This is a genomic window from Neobacillus drentensis, assembly GCF_036966985.1.
In the GTDB taxonomy this organism is placed as follows: domain Bacteria; phylum Bacillota; class Bacilli; order Bacillales; family Cytobacillaceae; genus Neobacillus; species Neobacillus drentensis_E.
In genome coordinates this window covers 1-18,060 of the sequence record NZ_JBALSN010000046.1, presented here as the reverse complement: position 1 = coordinate 18,060, position 18,060 = coordinate 1, and the positions used below count along the sequence as shown (strand labels likewise).

Sequence of the window (18,060 nt, the reverse complement as noted above, 5' to 3'; positions counted from 1 at the left end):
CAAGCGTCAGTTCGTTTATATGGTGCCTGACACCAGTTATCTACTTTGAAGTGTCAGGCACCTTTATCCATTCAGGCATCATTGACCCCTTGATAAGCATCACAAGCGAGTGCCTTTCGTAACTTCTCAATTGCCTTTTTTAGAAGACGGGACACATGCATCTGAGAAATCCCCAAAAGCTCACCGGTTTCCTTTTGACTTTTATTTGCGACAAACGTGTAGTGGATGATTTCCTTTTCTCGCTCTGATAGAACATGCATCGCACTCTCGAGCAGGAGCTTTTGGTCGACTTTTTCGAAGCCCTCATCATCGGATCCGACAATGTCTAAGGTTGTCGACGTACTCCCATCCGAACCTGTTTCAATCGTTTGATCTACAGATGCTGTTTGATAACTTTTTCCCATTTCCATCGCTTCTAAGACTTCCTCTTCGGAGATCTCTAAATAATCCGCGATTTCCTCGACCTTCGGTGAACGCTGATAGTGATTGGTCAGCTCGTCCACCACTGTTTTAATCTTTGGCCATAAATCTTTAATCCGTCTCGGTACATGGACGCTCCAGGTTTTATCCCTAAGGAACCGTTTAATTTCGCCAATAACGGTTGGAATTAAATACGACTCGAAAGGTTTGCCCATGCCTGGGTCAAATCTTCTGATTGCTCCCAATAACCCAATCATCCCTACTTGCACAAGGTCCTCATGAAACGATTTCCCCTTTGAATATTTTCGCGCAAGGCTTGCGACCAGGGCCGTGTAATGTTCGACTAAGATGGATTGCGAAAGTGAGCATTCGTTCTGCTGAAACTCTACGATCAGGGCATCAATTTCTTCTCTAGTTCGTTTCTTGGGTTGAGATGGTTGTGTCATGATTTTCACGCTCCCCACTTAGATACTTCACCATGAAGACCGTTACCCCGGAATGATTCGCAACACTCACTTCATCCATAAGCGTTTCGATTAAATATAGCCCTAACCCTCCCTCTGCCAGCTGCTCCACTGTACTTGCTTCTGTATAGGGGCCTAATTCATTTTTCTTCTGGGTAAAATTAAAGCTCTTTCCGCTATCAGATACCATCGTTTCTAGCTTGTCTTCATAAATGCCAAACCCGACAATCACTTCTCCGCCTTCGTCATTGGGATAGGCGTGATGGACAGCGTTCGTACACGCTTCACTTACTGCGATCTTAATATCTTCAATTTCCTCATATGTAAAACCCATCCGGCTGGCGATTCCCGACAACGTCAATCGAATCACACCCACATACTCCGGTTTGGCAGGAATCTTCATTTCGATATAATCCATGACTTGGCTCATTGTCTTCCCTCCTCAGTCGTTGAAGAAATGTTCATGACATTACTTAAGCCGGTAATCTCAAACAGTCGTTTTATTCGATCCGACAAGTGAATCAGCCTTAATTCGCCGCCATTTGCCTTTAGCTGTTTGAATATTCCTACAAACACACCCAGACCGGTACTATCTAAATAGGACACCTCCTGTAGATTAACGGTAATCGACTTATTTCCCGCTTCCGCCAGCGACAATAATTCCTCTCTGAGCTTTGGCGCCGTGTATGCATCAATTTCCCCCGCCACAAGCACCACGATTTCCTCATCACGCTGATTTTTATCTATAGTTATATTCATTCTCATCATCACCCCTGAAAGATTTATAGTGTATATACCCCTATTTTCAAAGACTAAACCTTTCTTTTTAAAAAAATTCAGCTTTGGTGCCTGACACCACTTCTAGTCCCAATATTATACCAAAATATTCAAATTAGACGAATCGACCTATTTACCTAGCAAATTTGTTAGGTTTCATGATTAAAAAATCGGGTATATCCAGATTATGACGTTCACAAAAGGAGAGGTGTTCAAATGGAATTTAAAAAAAGAGAATTACAAGGTAAAGTCCAGGCAGCCAACAATAGCTCAATGGCACAGAACTTAGAGGAAATAAAGAAACTCGGCAAGGAAATGAAGGAAGCGAAAACCGGTACCGAGCTAGAGGAAGAAAAAAACAAAACACCCGATCCACAGCAATAGCAGCCTATGCAACGTAACGGCCCTTTTACAGGGTCGTTATTTTTTTGAGCATAGCCTGCCCCTGCTCAGGGACAAGCCAAATGATTATTTAAAATAGGAATCTTTCTTTTTTCCTTTTAAGAGATCGCCTGTCCAGCCTTTAAATTTTAAATAGCCATAGAGCAGGAGTGTCGAGATGACGATAAGAATTACCGAGAGAAGATAGCCGTACCGCCATTCGAGTTCAGGCATCTGCTTGAAATTCATTCCCCATAAGGCCCCAAGTGCCATAATCGGGGTAAAAAGGATCGTGATCACCGTTAAGGTTTTCATAATTTCATTGCCGCGATGAGAGGAAATGACCTCTTCTAGATTAATAATCGAATCCAGTTCATGTTCGTACTCGTTGAGCAGTACGGTCATCCGCTCAATCCGTTTGACAAGAAGCGTAAAAATCTCCTCCCTGCTTACCTCATTCAGTTCAATTTCCTCAATCCCGATTTTAAGCTCGTTAATCGGAATCAAGAGACTTTTCCAGACCAAAAGCTCATGTCTGCGCATATAAATTTTTTCAAGAATGCTCGTTCCATTCCTCTTTCGGATACTCCAGATTAGTGTTTTAAGCTCCTCTTCAAATTGATCAATTTCAACCAACATTTCATTCATCAGTTCTCCAAGCAGAATAAAAAATCCCTCGACTGCGTTTTCAGCCTTCTTCATTTGCTTAAAAAGTGGTTCGGGGTAGATATGTTTTAAACCGGAAAAGTTAAGATCAACGGTAATCAGTTGATCCTCCGTTACATAATAATGAAAAATTTTGTAGTCGCCTTCCTCTTCAAAATTTTGCTTATAAATAAGCGAACCCGTCACCACTTTCTCTCCTGAATCAAGAATTTTTATCCTTAAAGAATTGGTTTTATTTTTGCGCACTTGATTCAGCCATTCGTTACATCCGGAGCGGTCCTGTTTGAAATTCGGTTGGGTGCGCTCATCCGCATCCTTTTTAACCTGATACCATTTCCAATCGATAGCCATCATATCTCCTTTCGTAATGTTTTTTATTTCTATATCCCCTATTCTTGAATCAATGAAACTTCAGGAAAAAGGTTTAATGGAAGCAGAAGCGGGTATTACTACTAGAAATAGAACTTTGTTAAAAAGTGCTATTTTAAGAGAATCTAATAGGAGGTTTTAATATGAAACGTATGGTACCTGTTACTTCAATTATTGTCGCTGCTGGTATGGGAGCTTCGGCCGCGATGTGGCTATCATCTAAACCGAACCGATTAAAAGCGGAAAGTGTACTTAGAGACTGGAAACGAAAGATTAAGCCTTCTCCGTTTGATAAAAGTGAAGAATTGCCGATAGAAAAAGGAGGACATCCCCACCCGCATGATGTAGAAGATAATAACATGGTCAGTGAAGGAGCGATGTATTCTGTTCAATTTTATAATGAGAAAATGCAGTGATAATCGGTTGGGGTAGATAGTTACCCCAACTAATTTTTTGATTACATTGAGGTTGGTGGCAGGATGAATTTATTTTTTTTACTCGTCTATTTCATCATCATTACGGCTGTTATTGAAATTTATGTCGTTTTATTTCGATTAACGGGGCTCAATATAAAGGTGTCAAGATTTCAGGTGATTTCGTTGATGACCGGCACGGGCTTTACGACGGAGGAATCTGAGCTTATTTTAGGCCACCCAATTCGCAGGAAACTTGCTACATTCCTTATCCTGTTTGGGGCCTTTTCCCTTGCCGTGATTATTTCCACGATCAGTAATTTTCTTTCGGATGATCTGAGGATGCAGCATATTTTTTACATTACCGGAGGCGTCGTGCTTGTCTTTGCGGTATTAAAACTTGCCTGCATTCAGACCCTATTGTCGAGATTATTTCATAGAGAGATGAAGCAGCACGTAGAGCTTGGCGACATGCCGATTCGGGACGTGTTTCTAACGGACAAGAAAGATTATCTGCTCAATCTGCATATCTATACCGACTCTTTGCTTGTATATAAGACTGTGAACCAACTGTTTAATGATCATGAGCGGCTAGAGTTTGTTTTGCTTTTTATCAAAAGAGGCCAATTGAAGATCAGAGGAAATATCTACAACGAAAAAATACATGAAGGTGATCAGCTGCTTTTATATGGAAATAAAGAAATCATCACCAAGCTCTTTCATCATGATATTAAGATCATGGAGAAAAAGCTTGAGAATCAGCATCGGACTGCGGTTACTGGCGGATAGGATGGCTTTACTAGCGAATAACCTGGCTTTACTGGCGGATAGCCCCTATTTACTGGCAGATAGCCAAAAACCACGAAAAAAAAGCCTCAATCTGAGGCTTTTTTCTCGTTCATATCTTTTTCACTTCCACATTCAAAATGTGATAACCCTTACTAGCAATGGCCTGGAACACGTACCCTTCCGATTCCACCTTACTGCCTATTGGCGCATCAGAGTTTTGAGTCAGATACCAGCCGCCAATCGTATCAATATCTTGATCGGCTAGGTTGATCCCTAGTAAATCGTTCACGTCCTCAATCAATAATTTTCCGTCCACTACATAATGGTTCTCCTCTATCTTTTGAATCTCGGCCACCTCATCGGTATCGAACTCATCTCTCACTTCTCCAACGATTTCCTCAATAATATCTTCAACCGTAACCAAACCCGAAGTCCCGCCGTATTCATCAATAAGAATGGCCATATGTGTACGTTCTTTTTGCATTTTCAAGAATAAATCATGGATTGGTGTGGTTTCCATCACATGAATAACGGGTTTGATAAAGGAACTTACCTGCAGCTCATCCAGATCATCTGAATTCATCATAATCGACGTTAACAGCGATTTCATGTTAATAATGCCGATTATGTGATCCTTATCCCCATCCATAATTGGATAGCGGGTAAAATTTTCATCACTCACCCTTTTCAAGACCTCATTCACCGTCGCATCCATTGGTATACTGCTTATCTCGGGCCGAGGCACCATGATTTCCTTTGCAATTCTCTCATCAAATTCGAAAATATTGTTCACATATCGTAATTCATTCTGATTAATCTCACCACTCTGATAGCTTTCTGACAAGAGGATTCGCAGCTCTTCTTCAGAATGAGCTCCTTCGTGTTCCGATGAATGCTTTAAGCCAAAAATACCTGTCAGCAGCCGGGCCGAACCATTTAAGAGCCAAATAAACGGAAACATGATTTTGTTAAACCAGATAATTGGCACCGCGAACAAAAGCGTGATCGCCTCTGCTTTTTGAATTGCCACCGTTTTTGGTGCTAATTCCCCTGCTACTACATGGAAAAAGGTAACTAACGCAAAGGCAAAACTAATTGATAAAATATGTGTCACCGATTGGTTGAGGTGTAGTGCCGTTAGGAATGGATGCAATAGTTTTTCTACGGTCGGTTCTCCCAGCCACCCCAGTCCTAGCGCGGTCACGGTTATCCCGAGTTGACAGGCTGATAGATATTCATCCAGATGGGTGACGACCCTTTTTGCCGCAACAGCTCCCTTCTTCCCTTCCGCAATCAATTGATCAATTCTCGATGGACGTATTTTTACCATTGCAAATTCAACTGCAACGAAAAATCCAGTCAATGCGATTAATGCTAAAATTAAAAGTAAATTTATTATCGTCAAGAGAAGCTTCACTCCCTCTCTTTTTAAAAAAATAACAATCCGAAGTCATCTGAGTTTCGGATTGTTATCCTTCTTTTATTCGATTATTTTCTTGTCTATCTTATTATCTAGCTTATCTAGATATTTGCTAGCGAAATCCCTTCCTCCTAGGCCGAATGCCAGGCCAAATGCTAGGGCCACACCGCCTAATACGAGAATAAAGGCAGCATTTACGATCGAATGTGCAACTCCAAGCTGGTCTAATGCCATAAAGACTGTAATCGCGAAGATGGCATATTTCCCCACTGCTGCAAGTGTCCGGGAGTAGCTGCTTTTTAAAACATTTTGTAAAATACGCTCGACTAAATGCCCTAAATATAAACCAATTCCTAAGATCACAAGTGCAGCCAGTAACATCGGTAAATAGGCAATCACGCCAGTTGCTAGAGTGACCAAGAACTCTAGGTGAACAATTTGTAATGCTTCCACTGTAAATAATAAGACAATCACAATTTTTGCAATCATACCAACGATTTGTGAAAGATTATATTTTGACTGCTCTGGATTTAACGAACCAATACCCATATAGTGAAAGATGTTGTTAAATCGTAAACGCCACAGCATTTGCGAAACCATTTTTTCAACCCATTTTCCAAGCCATAAGCCTACCAAGATTAAGATGACCGCGACAGCGATGTTTGGAATGAGCGAGAGCACATGATGAAGCATCGAAATGGCCGGGTCAGAAATTCCTTTTAGATCAAGCTTTTCTAATGCTGTAATAATCGTAGGAATTAAGATTAAGATAAACGCAATATTTCCAATCATACTTGAAAGACTGGTTCCCTCTCCTTTAGTGTTTAGACCAAAACGATGACCAAGCCTCTCCGTACCGACGCTGCTTAAAAAGTTTGTAAGAATATCACGGACTATTTTGGCAATCAGCCAGCCGACAAAAACAATCAGTGCAGCAGCAAATAACTTAGGAATAAAAGCTAACAAAGTTCCTAGGGTGTTGGCGAAAGGTTCTGATACGCCTTCCATTTGCAAGGCATCCAATACTCCTGGTAAAAATAGTAAGAAAACAAAGTAGAAAAGCACTTTTCCAATGCTGTTAACCTTTCTTACTGCCTCCGCTTCATTATTTGCCATCTTCCATTTTACTAAGAGATGTTCTCCATGAATCATGGCTGTCCCTTTTTTAAACAAGAGGCGCAGCAACGAGGCAACTCCCCATGCTAGCAATAAGATAAGAGCCGCTTTTAGAACATTAGGGACCGCTGCTGTAATCGTTGATAACATTTCCACAAGTGGTGTGGCAATAAAGCTTAAGTTAAGCATATTGAAAAAGATAATCCACACAAACACTAGTAAAATATAATAAACTATTTTTCCAATAATAGTTTCAGATGAGTATTTCCTCTTTCCTAGGTTGGAAAACAGCCGATCATCGAAGCTTGTTTTCTTTAATAGGGCTTCCACACCTTTTCCAATAAACTTAGCGATTAGCCAGCCAACCAATAATACCAATAGAGCAAACAGCAAGTTCGGCAGCTGTTGAAAATATGAGTACCATCCAGTCATCATTTGATCCATCTCCATCCTATCGCACTCCTTTTCCTGATATTCTGTTTCAACTTATTTACGTAAGTAAGTTTTCTATAGGATATATAACCCATATTTTTGAATCGAAACCTAGTTTATAAAAATTATATTTTTTCAAAAAAGGGCATTTAATAGAAGGAATATCATTTGGAACCCCGTGAAAGACCCTCTTTGGAAAAAATGAGGTTTCAAGTTCTATGCAGCGGGAATATAACCAATATGCAAGGCAGACTTGCACTTCTAAACAGTTCAATTAGAAGGAGGAGCTACCAATGCAAATGAGTTGGAAGAAACGATTACTAGTTGGCGGACTGGCTGTATCGCTAACATTCGGCGGGCTAGCTGGATGTGGTGATGGGGTCGACCAGGATAATGGAATCAGTGATGGACAAGAAAAAGATGCAGTAGACACTGATACAAAGAAGGAAGCCAACGCAACAATGGACGATGCGAAGCAGAACATTGAAGAAGCAGTGAATAATGTTGAGAAAAAATTGAAAGAGGACGGTGTTGGTGATGGAGTAGACCAAGATAATGGTGTTAGCGATGGCGAAAAGAAAGATGAATTAGATAACTAAAACTAGGAGGCTAAACAATATGAATAAAGATAAATTTTCAGGCAGTGTTGATCAAGTGAAAGGTGAGGCAAAAGAACAATGGGGACGCTTAACAGATGATGATTCAAAGGTTGTAGAAGGAAAAGTCGATAAAGCCAAAGGTAAAGTAAAAGAAGGCGTAGGCGAAGTGAAAGATACTTTATCAAAATAGCATTTATCCAACCTATTAAACTAGAGGAGGAGAAAAAATGGACAAGCATGGAAAAAACATTGTAGGTGTGTATCAATCGGAACAAGAGGCAATTGCCGCCATTGAGGACCTGATAAAATGGGGATACGATAAATCAGAAATCAGTGTAATCGGTAAAAATCACAATCATGTAGATACCATCACCGAAGAAACAGGTGCTGTAGTTGAAGACACAGCTGCCACAGGTGCGCTTACAGGTGGAGCCATTGGTGGTGCGACCGGATTATTAGCTGGACTTGGCGCTCTTGCCATCCCAGGTATTGGCCCGATTGTCGCCGCAGGTCCTATCGCGGCAAGCATCATGGGTGCTTTAACAGGAGCTGGTGTAGGCGGACTAGCAGGTGCACTGATCGGACTTGGAATTCCAGACGATGACGCCAAGTATTATCAAGAGTCCGTTGAAGATGGAAAGATTTTAGTCCTAGTTAATAAAAGAGATCACTCTGATAAGGATATGGTGCAAGAGGCTCCTATTGATGTAGAACCAACACCGGATAAAGAGGAATCACGATATGAGACTATTAGAGATCGAAATCCAGCCTTGAATACCAAATTCTAATAAAAGATGCAAAAAGCTGCAGCAACGATTACGTTGTTTGCAGCTTTTTTGGTTTAGTAACTGGGACTTTAGCCGGATCTTGGTCTCTTTATTAGGAATCGGCAATTTTTTAGACTGGATCTCCGCACATAGATGGAATTTTTAGTTACCTTTTTGGAATGATTAGTGATCTTATAGGCGGCTTATGGATTTTATCTGCCGCTTTCAACGATTTATCTGCCAATTCCCACTTTTCAGGATTCCCAACAAGCCACTAGCAACAACATAAAAAAGAAGAGGCTCCCCAACCTCTTCTTTTTCCTGTATGAAGACCCCTTTAATTTAACAGGCTGCTTCCCCCAAAGCATCCTAATTCTCCAACCGAACTTAACCTAACCTAACTGAAAAAGTCCGATAGGTTATTCAGGTTATTTTGCATAAAGTCTAACGCAAAATTCGGCATCACACCAAACAGTATTGAACCGACGACTGCGACAACCAACACGATCAAAATGCCAGCTGGAATCTTGAACTTGCTGTCGTCACTTGCTGGACGGAAAAACATTTGTGTCATCACACCAAAGTAATAGAAGTATGAAACCACCGTCGTCGCAATCATCAATGAAGCGAGCACATAATGTGGTGTCGGACCAGAAAATGTACCGATAAAAATGTTTAATTTTCCGATGAAACCTGCTGTGCCCGGGAAACCGGCCAGCGACACAAGCAAGATGCCCATAACGACCGCAAGCACAGGCGAACGGCGGTACAAGCCGGCAAAGTCAGCTATCTTCGCTGAACCTGATTTTTCAGTAACGACCTGAATAATGGCAAACGCACCCATGTTCATGAGCAAGTAAGCCAGCAGGTAGAACCAAATTGAGTAAAAGATATTCGAGTTCAGCGTCGTTAAGGCAACGAGAATATAACCGGCATGAGCGATACTAGAATAGGCAAACATCCGTTTAATGTTCGACTGCTTTAAGGCCACCACGTTTCCGATTATCATCGTTACTCCAGCGATCAAGGCCAAGTAATCTTGCATTTGCAGTAAGATTGGCTTTTCTGGATCGCCGACCGATGCGGCTGCGAGAAAGACTGTTAACAAAATCCGAAGTACAATTACAAAACCAGCTGTTTTCGATACGACACTTAGAAATGCAGTAACCGGTGTAGGCGCGCCTTGGTAGACGTCGGGTGCCCACATATGGAATGGAGCTGCCCCCAATTTAAACGCTAACCCTACTAATACCATTAAAAATGCCAGCGTTAACAGGTAAGCCTGTTGGCCGTCTGCCACTTGAGTCAGGCTAGTAGCAATCTTTACTAAGTTGGTTGAACCGGTTAAACCATAGATATAGCTCATCCCAAACAGCGTGATCGCGGTAGAAATTCCACCATTGATGACGTATTTCATCGCAGATTCGTTCGACTCCAAATGATACTTGCGGATCCCCGCTAAAATATAAGAAGAAACAGTTAGCAATTCCAAGCCGATGAACAGCGTAATTAAATCGCCGCTTGATGTCATAATCATGCCGCCGAGCAAGGCAGATAAGAACAAGTAATAAAACTCACCGCGATATTCCTCTAAACCATCCTTCGCCTCGTAGCTGACGGCCAAAAGCATAACCAGACCTGCCCCTACAAGCAGCAATAATTTAAAGCCTAACGCGAAACTATCTAAGCGGAACGAATCATCCAAAATCGACCTCACAGGTCCGCCTACTAAACTAAGCACGGACACCGTTGCCGCGATAATCGCGACAATTCCGATCCAGCCGAGAATTCTTCGATCTTGATTTTTCGGCATAAATAAATCTAAAAGTGTAAGAAGTGCGGCTACACCAAGGATGATGAACTCTGGTGTCATGGCACTCCAATGAAATTGCTGCAAGGTATCAAGACTCATCCTTCATCACCCTCCTATCCCTAGCATGATGGTTTCAAGTGTAGTTTTTAATGGCGCGCTTAGGACACTTGGGTAAACACCAATTAATACGATTAACAGCATAAGTACGAGCACAGGCACGAATTCGACGCCCTTCAAGTCAAGGATACCCGTAAATTCACGATGCGCCTTGCCGTATGTGATTCCTAAAACCGCGCGAAGCAAGTAAGCCGCCGTCATAATAATTCCGAGCGTACCTACCGCTGCAATCACCGGCATTTCTCTGAAAAGTCCGAGGAAGGCCATAAACTCACTGACAAATCCAGACATCCCTGGCAAACCAAGCGATGCCATCCCGCCAGCCAACAAGAAGCCAGCTGCAATCGGCATACCCTTCGCCATTCCGCCGAGATTCTCAATAAGTGACGTATCGGTGCGTTCGTACAGGACACCGACCAAGAAGAACAACAGCGCGGAAATCAATCCGTGCGAAATCACTTGGAAAATCGCCCCTTGAATCCCTGCCTCATTCATTGCAGCCAGTCCGATTAGCACAATTCCCATATGAGAAATCGATGAATAAGCTAAAACCATTTTAAAATCTGTTTGAATGAACGCTAGATACGCCCCGTAGAGGAGGTTAATCACTCCAAGGATAGCAATTAGCGTCGCAAGAGTCCCGAATTGCCCGGGAAAAATGCCCATTCCAAAACGAATTAATCCGTACGCACCTATTTTCAGGAGAATCCCTGAGTGAATCATAACAACTGATGGCGGTGCTTCTACGTGGACTTTTAACATCCAGCTGTGTAATGGAAAAATCGGTAATTTGACACCAAACGCCAGCAATAAGCCAATGAATAAGCCCATTTTCAGATCGCTCGAAAGCGGTGCATCTGGATTTGCCATCAATTCAGTTAAATAGTTAATATTGGTTGATCCTGTTTTTGCAAAAAGAATCATAATCACAATTAATAGAATCGCAGAACCTAGTCCGTTATAAATCAAGAAACTGTATGCTGCTTTTTCTTTTTCAAAATAGCCCCATTTTCCGATTAAGAAGAAGGTCGGAATAAGTGTGATTTCGAAGAAAATGAAGAACAGAATCAAGTTTTCCGCCGTAAACACGCCGAGCATTCCTAATTCCAAAAGCAGGAACAGCATGAAATAGCCCTTCCACTCTTTTTTCACAAACTTTGCCGCTGCAATTGCTGATAGTGTTGCAACTACCGCTGTAAGGACAACGAGCAGAAGCTGAAAACCGCTTAGGCCAAGTTCATAGTAAACTGAAAAATATGGTTCAGGAGCGTTGATCCCATGAAATTGAATCCACTTAGCTGAGACCGTGAAATCGGCTAAATCCTTACCAAATTGAAAATGAAGGTAGGCAGCCAGGGCCAGCAGCAAGGCCGGTAAGGTCGCTAGAAAGCCGACCGCTTTGATTGATTTTTCCGCCGTTTTCGGCATAAACGCCAAGAGAACGATACCTAGTAAAGGGGAGAATACTAGGAGTGAAAGAACAGATGTTAAATTCATCGTAAGTACCCCCCTGTTAATGCAAAGATGACGACGAGAACCGCAAGTCCGACAAAGGCCACCGCACCGTACGTTTGAACCTGTCCGGATTGCAGTTTCGACCCTGCAGCGCCAAGACCTTGAACGATTCCGACCACGCCTTTGACGAGCCCTTCAACAAGGAACACGTCAATGAAACGTAAGAAGTAGCTGACACCTTTTGTGAAGGCTACAACCGTCAGTTGATAAAACTCGTCAACGTAATATTTATTCAAAAGAATTGTGTGTAACGTATCGCCTGTGCCGCTTAACCAGTTACGGGCGATTGAACGTTTGTTATACATCAAGTAAGCAAGGAAGATTCCCGCTAAGGAAACGACCGTTGCCGCGATCATGATCCAACCTGGGCCTTCAACGTGGCCTTGGTGTGCCAACGCTTCGTTGCCATCAACGAGCCAATCGCCAAGGAATGTACCGAACCACGGTGTATTGACGTAACCAGCGATTACGGCAAGAACACCAAGAACGACCATTGGTAAGGTCATATTGGATGGCGATTCATGGACATGGTGTTGGTTGCCGCGTGCTTTACCAGTAAACACTAGGAAGAACAAGCGGAACATATAGAATGCGGTCATGAAGGCAGCCGCAAGGGCTAAGAAAAAGAGTACAGGATGTCCGCCTTCCCATGCTGCTACTAAAATTTCATCTTTCGAGAAGAATCCAGAAAGTCCTGGGACACCGCTGATCGCCAGTGTTCCGATTAAAAATAGCGGTCCGGTAAGCTTGAGCTTTTTCCAAAGTCCGCCCATTTCTTCGATGTTCTGAGTATGTACCGCGTGAATGACAGAACCGGCTGCCAAGAACAGAAGCGCCTTGAAGAAGGCATGTGTCATCAAGTGGAATACCCCTGCCACATAGCCCGCAGACCCTAAGGCCAGCATCATGTAGCCAAGCTGTGAAACCGTCGAATACGCGAGTACGCGTTTGATATCCGTTTGCACAAGACCAATGCTTGCGGCGAAAATTGCCGTAAACGCGCCAATCACAGCGATCGTAAGGAGCGCCGTATGGCTCGCCTCAAACAGTGGAAATAATGCCGCAACCAAGTAAACCCCGGCCGCAACCATCGTCGCCGCGTGGATTAACGCCGACACAGGCGTCGGACCTTCCATCGCATCCGGAAGCCACGTGTGGAGTGGGAACTGACCCGACTTACCAACTGCGCCAATGAAAATCAAGATCGCGGTCAAGGTAATCATGGTGCCTGACACCGCACCGGCATCAACAGCCGCGAATATTTCACTATATTCAAAGCTTTTGGTTTCCCAGAATAGCAGAATCATGCCGATAAATAAGCCAACATCCCCAATCCGGGTCATGATGAACGCTTTTTTAGCAGCTGCTTTTGCTTCGTCCTTGTAAAAATAAAAACCGATTAATAGGAAGGAACCGACGCCGACAAGTTCCCAGAAAATATAAGTTTGCAGCAGGTTAGGCGAAATAACCAGTCCGAGCATTGCAAACGTAAATAATCCTAAATAGGCATAGAATACTGGAAACCGCTCGTCTCCTTGCATATAACCTTTGGAGTAGGTATGTACTAAGAAACTTACGAGCGATACGATAAACAGCATTAATGCATTTAATTGATTCACTTCAAAGCCCGCTGTTAGATGCATATCTCCTATCGTGAGCCAGTCAAATTTCGTGACATAGGTCGGCTCTTTGAAGCGCTCGAATAAAACCAAAATCGAGTAGACAAGTGATGCCAGCGTGAGGAGAATCCCCACATAGGCACTTGCTTCCTTCAGTCGCTTCCCGAAAAGAAGAAGGATCAAAAACGATAATAGCGGGAAAAGCGGTATGAGCCATGCATTCTCCATCATTATCACTATCCCCTTTCGAATGATACAAACATCACCATTCGAATTTTGTTGAAAGACAATTTTGTCGTCGTACCTTTAAAGGTACGTTTTGGTACCTGACACCCTTCGTGGACAAAAAGACCAAAGTGTCTTTTTGCGGTGCCTGACACCTAATTTTTCATCGTATCCATTTCGTCGATGTTAACAGTTTTTCTAGCACGGTAAAGCGAGATTAAGATCGCTAAACCAACGGCTGCTTCGGCTGCTGCAACGCTGATTGCGAACAGAGCGAAGATTTGGCCCGTGATTGACGGAGCCATTCCGTATTTGCTGAAGGTGACAAGATTAATATTCACGGCGTTCAGCATCAATTCAATCGAGATCAGGACGATTACGGTATTTCTTTTTGTCAGTGCACCATATAAGCCGATGCAAAATAAGATTAATGCAAGTGCCAGGAAGGCTGAAGCGGGAACGGAACTCATTTATCATCCGCCTCCTTCTTCTCGTTTTTCGCAAGAATAATCGAACCAACCAGCGCTACTAATAGTAAAACAGACGTTAGCTCAAATGGAATGATGTATTTAGAGTAAAGTGCTTTACCAATTTGCATGGTGTTATTTTCATGCAAGGTAGTCGGAACCTGTTCGATATTGAAATCATAAATCCCAAGATAAACAGCAAATGCAAAGCCGAGAATTCCCAAGAAGACAAGAATTTTTCTCCATTTGCCTGTTTTCGGTTCATGTTCATCATTATGCTTCGTTAACATGATTCCAAAGAGCATGATGATCGTAATGGCACCGGAATAGATTAAGATTTGCACTGCGGCCACAAATTCGGCGGACAGTACTACGTAAATACCAGCGATTGCTACAAAGGTGAAGATCAGTGAAACGACCATATGAACAACCTTGGTAAGATTTAAAAGCAACACACCGCCGATAATTGCGACAAGTGCGAGCCCCATAAATGCGAGGAATTCCCCCGAAAAGGTCATGGTTTATTCACCTGCCGTATGTTTTCGTCGTTTTCATCTAACCATTCTAGGTTTTTAAATAACATGTCACGGCTGTATTCAGCGAGCTCGAAGTTATTGGTCATGATGATTGCTTCTGTCGGGCATACCTCCGTACAAAGGTCACAAAGGATGCAAATTTCAAAGTTGATATCATAGGTATCAATGATTTTCCCTTTTTTCGCAGGGTCCGGATGCTTTTTACCCGTTAAATTAATACATTCCGTCGGGCAGATATTCATGCACTGATTGCACACAATACACTTCTCCGGATAAAACTTTTGAATCCCACGGAACCGGTCTGGCAGTGGAATCGGCTTATTTGGATAATCATAAGTAACCTTTTCGCGCGTTAAGTTCTTAAGGGTATATTTCAAGCCTTTTGCTAATCCAAGCACGTTTTTCACCCCTTTTACATTTTAAGGATAGTTTTTGGTGTCAGGCACCATTAAAAGAATAGTGATTTAATTAATGCGGTTAAGAATATGTTAGCTAGTGCGATTGGCAGGAGGACTTTCCAGCCAAATTCCATGAGTTTGTCGGCGCGGAAACGCGGTAAGGTTGCCCGCAGCCAGATATAAACAAAAACAACGGCACTAAATTTAACTGCGAACCAGACTGCACCTGGGATAAAGCTTAGGAAACTGAATGGTGCCAGCCATCCGCCAAGGAAAACAACAGTAATCAAGGCAGACATTGCGAATAAATACACATATTCTGCGAGCATAAAGAAGGCCCAGCGGAATCCAGTATATTCGACGTGGTATCCAGCAACAAGTTCGTTTTCCGATTCCGGCAAGTCAAATGGTGTCCGGTTTAATTCGGCAATCGATGCTATGAAAAAGATAATAAAGCCGATTGGCTGCAAGAGTATGAACCAGCCATGCTTTTGTGCTTCGACCATATCATTTAGATTTAAACTTCCTGTTAAAAGGATGACACCTAGTACCGACATAACTAACGGGATTTCATAGGAAATCATCTGGGCTGATGCACGCATGCCTCCTAAAAGGGCGTACTTGTTATTTGAGGCCCAGCCGCCAAGCAGCATGCCGAAAGTGGTTAGTCCGCTCACCGCGATATAGTAGAGTAATCCAACACCGATATCAGCGAACTGAAAGGCATCCGTGAACGGCATCGTGGCCAGCACCATAAACGACGGTGCGAAGGCAATGACTGGCGCAATGATAAATAATGGTTTATCAGCTGCTTTTGGAATGATGTCCTCTTTTAGTAACAGCTTGAGAACGTCAGCGACGGTTTGCAATAGTCCCCATTTACCGCCGACCTGGTTTGGACCATGGCGCAGCTGCATGTAACCCAAGACTTTCCGTTCTGCTAAAATTCCGTAGGTAACGAATCCTAATACAATTAAAAGCAAGACAGCGCCGAGTAAAAAGAAAATTCCAAAGTTAGCCCAACCCGGACTTGACTGGAGCAATTCTTCTATCATTAGCCGTCAACCTCCCCAAGGACAATATCCACTGCCCCTAAAATAGCAATCATGTTTGCAATATTTTCACCCTTTAAAAGTTTCGGGAGAATTTGCAGGTTATAGAAGGACGGTCTTCTAAACTTTAAGCGGTATGGTTCTTTTTTGCCGTCGCTATAAATATAGCAGCCAATCTCTCCGCGCGGTGATTCAATTCGGACAAAGGCCTCTCCTTTAGGTGCCTTAATGATTTTCGGCACTTTTGCCATGATTGGTCCTTCGGCTGGGAATTGTTCCACGGCTTGTTCAAGGATATTCAAGGATTGTTCAATCTCTGCCAGGCGCAAATGGTAGCGGGCCAAGCAATCGCCTTCTTCTGAAGTTGGCACATCAAATTCAAAACGATTATAGACGGAATATGGTTCATCTTTACGGAGATCCCATTTCACGCCGGTACTGCGAAGATTCGGTCCGCTCAATGAATACTGGAGCGCCTCTTCTTTCGTATACTTCCCAATGCCTTTTACCCGGTCAAGGAAGATTTCATTTCCGGAAACCAATTCGTGATAGCCTTTTAGCTGGCCGCGCAAGTAAGGAACAAAGCTGCCTACTTTTTCAATCCAGCCTTCAGGTGCATCCCACTTCACACCGCCAACGCGCATATAGTTGAAGGTCAAGCGTGCCCCTGATAATTCATTCAGCATATTGATAATCATTTCCCGGTCACGGAACGCATAGATGAATGGACTGGTCGCACCAAGGTCAAGGATATAGGTACCCCATGCAACGAGGTGGCTGGCAATCCGGTTCAATTCCATCGCGATTACACGCAAGAAATCAGCTCGTTCAGGCACTTCAATCCCCATCATCGTTTCAACCGCATGACAAATCACATAGTTATTAGTCATGGAGGATAGATAGTCCATCCGGTCTGTATATGGAATAATCTGCGTATATTGCAGGTTTTCAGCTAATTTTTCTGTCCCACGGTGCAAGTAACCGATGACAGGTGTTGCTTCAGTAATAATTTCCCCATCAATTTTAACAACGAGACGGAATACTCCGTGTGTACTTGGATGCTGAGGACCGACGTTTAATATCATTTCTTCTGTTCTGATCATTGGTTACACCTCCACGTCGTATGGCTCGTAATCTTTGCGCAGTGGATAGCCAACCCAATCTTCGCCAAGCAAGATACGTCGTAAGTCCGGATGTCCTGGAAACTTGATTCCCAGTAAATCATAGGCTTCACATTCAGGCCATTCTGCCCCTGCCCAAAGCGGCTGCAAGGACTCGATTGTTGGTTCGTTGCGGTCAATCTTTACTTTAAAAGCAACCGATTGACGGTTTTTGTATGAGTATAAGTGAACATATACTTCCATATGTGTGACAAAGTCTGTCCCATGAAGCTCGGATAAATAATCAAACCCTAACTGCTCATTGTATTTTAAAAATTGAGCTACTTTGAAATAGGTATCAGGCTTCACCACAAGGGTTGGAACATCCTTAGAAAGTTTATTAATATAAGAATCTTCTAAAACATCCGCACCTAGATGCTCAGTTATGACCTTCACATATTTGTCTAGGTATGGCTGATTTGGTGATGGCTGCTCTGCAGCTGCTTGTGCTGCCGTGTCATCCGCTTTTCCTGCTCCTGCGGCTTTTGCCTTGGCTGCTGCCGCTGCTTTCGCCTTCGCTTTGGCTGCCGCGATTGCTTTTGCTT

At 43.0% G+C, this 18,060-nt stretch carries 21 protein-coding genes; 6 read left to right on the top strand and 15 right to left on the bottom strand.

Features of this window, described 5'->3' with window-relative positions; genetic code table 11:
- Nucleotides 1-71: 71 nt before the first annotated feature.
- Genes sigB through V7659_RS03480 form a run of 3 tightly spaced genes read right to left on the bottom strand, consistent with a single transcriptional unit; the run spans nt 72 to nt 1,643 of the window.
- Entirely contained in the window at nt 72-866 is a 795-nt protein-coding gene (gene sigB, locus V7659_RS03490) for an RNA polymerase sigma factor SigB (RefSeq protein WP_335538131.1), read from the bottom strand.
- On the bottom strand, nt 832-1,314 hold the full coding sequence (rsbW, locus tag V7659_RS03485; RefSeq protein ID WP_335538129.1) for an anti-sigma B factor RsbW: 483 nt from the start codon (nt 1,312-1,314) through the stop codon (nt 832-834). Before rsbW ends, sigB begins: the two co-directional genes overlap by 35 nt.
- Nucleotides 1,311-1,643, bottom strand: a complete 333-nt coding sequence (locus tag V7659_RS03480) for an anti-sigma factor antagonist (RefSeq protein WP_335538127.1) — start codon at nt 1,641-1,643, stop codon at nt 1,311-1,313. The genes rsbW and V7659_RS03480 overlap by 4 nt, the downstream gene beginning before the upstream one ends.
- 234 nt (nt 1,644-1,877) lie before the next feature.
- Here V7659_RS03480 and V7659_RS03475 point away from each other — a divergent pair, with 234 nt between their 5' ends.
- Nucleotides 1,878-2,045 carry a hypothetical protein gene (locus tag V7659_RS03475; protein ID WP_335538125.1) on the top strand — a complete coding sequence of 56 codons (168 nt, stop codon included), beginning with the start codon at nt 1,878-1,880 and terminating at the stop codon, nt 2,043-2,045.
- A gap of 84 nt (nt 2,046-2,129) precedes the next feature.
- Here the strand turns inward: V7659_RS03475 and V7659_RS03470 are convergent, their stop codons facing one another.
- Nucleotides 2,130-3,062 (bottom strand): magnesium transporter CorA family protein, encoded by a 933-nt coding sequence (locus tag V7659_RS03470; RefSeq protein ID WP_335538122.1) that lies wholly within the window; start codon nt 3,060-3,062, stop codon nt 2,130-2,132.
- A 158-nt stretch (nt 3,063-3,220) separates the two neighbouring features.
- On the opposite strand from V7659_RS03470, the gene V7659_RS03465 reads away from it, so the two are divergent.
- Together V7659_RS03465 and V7659_RS03460 are read left to right on the top strand one after the other, a co-directional pair.
- A complete protein-coding gene (locus tag V7659_RS03465) occupies nt 3,221-3,493 on the top strand; it encodes a hypothetical protein (protein ID WP_144550802.1) in 273 nt (90 codons plus the stop codon).
- Between the two features lie 63 nt (nt 3,494-3,556).
- Nucleotides 3,557-4,279: a hypothetical protein gene (locus V7659_RS03460; protein WP_335538118.1), complete on the top strand. Its 723-nt coding sequence runs from the start codon at nt 3,557-3,559 to the stop codon at nt 4,277-4,279.
- Between the two features lie 109 nt (nt 4,280-4,388).
- On the opposite strand, the gene V7659_RS03455 is transcribed toward V7659_RS03460, so the two are convergent.
- Together V7659_RS03455 and V7659_RS03450 are read right to left on the bottom strand one after the other, a co-directional pair.
- Nucleotides 4,389-5,684 carry a hemolysin family protein gene (locus V7659_RS03455; protein WP_335538116.1) on the bottom strand — a complete coding sequence of 432 codons (1,296 nt, stop codon included), beginning with the start codon at nt 5,682-5,684 and terminating at the stop codon, nt 4,389-4,391.
- Between the two features lie 75 nt (nt 5,685-5,759).
- Nucleotides 5,760-7,265, bottom strand: a complete 1,506-nt coding sequence (locus V7659_RS03450; RefSeq protein WP_335538114.1) for a mechanosensitive ion channel — start codon at nt 7,263-7,265, stop codon at nt 5,760-5,762.
- Between the two features lie 275 nt (nt 7,266-7,540).
- Here V7659_RS03450 and V7659_RS03445 point away from each other — a divergent pair, with 275 nt between their 5' ends.
- Genes V7659_RS03445 through V7659_RS03435 form a run of 3 tightly spaced genes read left to right on the top strand, consistent with a single transcriptional unit; the run spans nt 7,541 to nt 8,634 of the window.
- The gene (locus tag V7659_RS03445; protein WP_144551592.1) at nt 7,541-7,846 is read left to right on the top strand and encodes a hypothetical protein; all 306 of its coding nucleotides are present in this window, start codon (nt 7,541-7,543) and stop codon (nt 7,844-7,846) included.
- A gap of 19 nt (nt 7,847-7,865) precedes the next feature.
- The gene (locus tag V7659_RS03440) at nt 7,866-8,036 is read left to right on the top strand and encodes a CsbD family protein (RefSeq protein WP_144551595.1); all 171 of its coding nucleotides are present in this window, start codon (nt 7,866-7,868) and stop codon (nt 8,034-8,036) included.
- A 37-nt stretch (nt 8,037-8,073) separates the two neighbouring features.
- Nucleotides 8,074-8,634, top strand: a complete 561-nt coding sequence (locus V7659_RS03435) for a general stress protein (protein WP_335538111.1) — start codon at nt 8,074-8,076, stop codon at nt 8,632-8,634.
- A 376-nt stretch (nt 8,635-9,010) separates the two neighbouring features.
- Here the strand turns inward: V7659_RS03435 and nuoN are convergent, their stop codons facing one another.
- The 9 genes from nuoN to V7659_RS03390 all read right to left on the bottom strand — a co-directional run.
- Nucleotides 9,011-10,525, bottom strand: a complete 1,515-nt coding sequence (gene nuoN, locus V7659_RS03430; RefSeq protein ID WP_335538109.1) for an NADH-quinone oxidoreductase subunit NuoN — start codon at nt 10,523-10,525, stop codon at nt 9,011-9,013.
- Between the two features lie 6 nt (nt 10,526-10,531).
- Nucleotides 10,532-12,040: an NADH-quinone oxidoreductase subunit M gene (locus V7659_RS03425; RefSeq protein WP_335538107.1), complete on the bottom strand. Its 1,509-nt coding sequence runs from the start codon at nt 12,038-12,040 to the stop codon at nt 10,532-10,534.
- Nucleotides 12,037-13,908 carry an NADH-quinone oxidoreductase subunit L gene (gene nuoL, locus V7659_RS03420; protein ID WP_335538105.1) on the bottom strand — a complete coding sequence of 624 codons (1,872 nt, stop codon included), beginning with the start codon at nt 13,906-13,908 and terminating at the stop codon, nt 12,037-12,039. Before nuoL ends, V7659_RS03425 begins: the two co-directional genes overlap by 4 nt.
- A gap of 149 nt (nt 13,909-14,057) precedes the next feature.
- Nucleotides 14,058-14,372 (bottom strand): NADH-quinone oxidoreductase subunit NuoK, encoded by a 315-nt coding sequence (gene nuoK, locus V7659_RS03415; RefSeq protein ID WP_026568243.1) that lies wholly within the window; start codon nt 14,370-14,372, stop codon nt 14,058-14,060.
- The gene (locus tag V7659_RS03410) at nt 14,369-14,887 is read right to left on the bottom strand and encodes an NADH-quinone oxidoreductase subunit J (RefSeq protein WP_144551610.1); all 519 of its coding nucleotides are present in this window, start codon (nt 14,885-14,887) and stop codon (nt 14,369-14,371) included. Before V7659_RS03410 ends, nuoK begins: the two co-directional genes overlap by 4 nt.
- Nucleotides 14,884-15,303: an NADH-quinone oxidoreductase subunit NuoI gene (gene nuoI / locus V7659_RS03405; RefSeq protein WP_335538101.1), complete on the bottom strand. Its 420-nt coding sequence runs from the start codon at nt 15,301-15,303 to the stop codon at nt 14,884-14,886. Before nuoI ends, V7659_RS03410 begins: the two co-directional genes overlap by 4 nt.
- Before the next feature lie 50 nt (nt 15,304-15,353).
- A complete protein-coding gene (gene nuoH, locus V7659_RS03400) occupies nt 15,354-16,358 on the bottom strand; it encodes an NADH-quinone oxidoreductase subunit NuoH (RefSeq protein WP_283876713.1) in 1,005 nt (334 codons plus the stop codon).
- On the bottom strand, nt 16,358-17,458 hold the full coding sequence (locus tag V7659_RS03395) for an NADH-quinone oxidoreductase subunit D (protein ID WP_335538099.1): 1,101 nt from the start codon (nt 17,456-17,458) through the stop codon (nt 16,358-16,360). Before V7659_RS03395 ends, nuoH begins: the two co-directional genes overlap by 1 nt.
- A 3-nt stretch (nt 17,459-17,461) precedes the next feature.
- Nucleotides 17,462-18,060, bottom strand: a 599-nt coding sequence (locus V7659_RS03390) for an NADH-quinone oxidoreductase subunit C (protein ID WP_335538097.1), incomplete at its 5' end; no start/stop codon positions are given.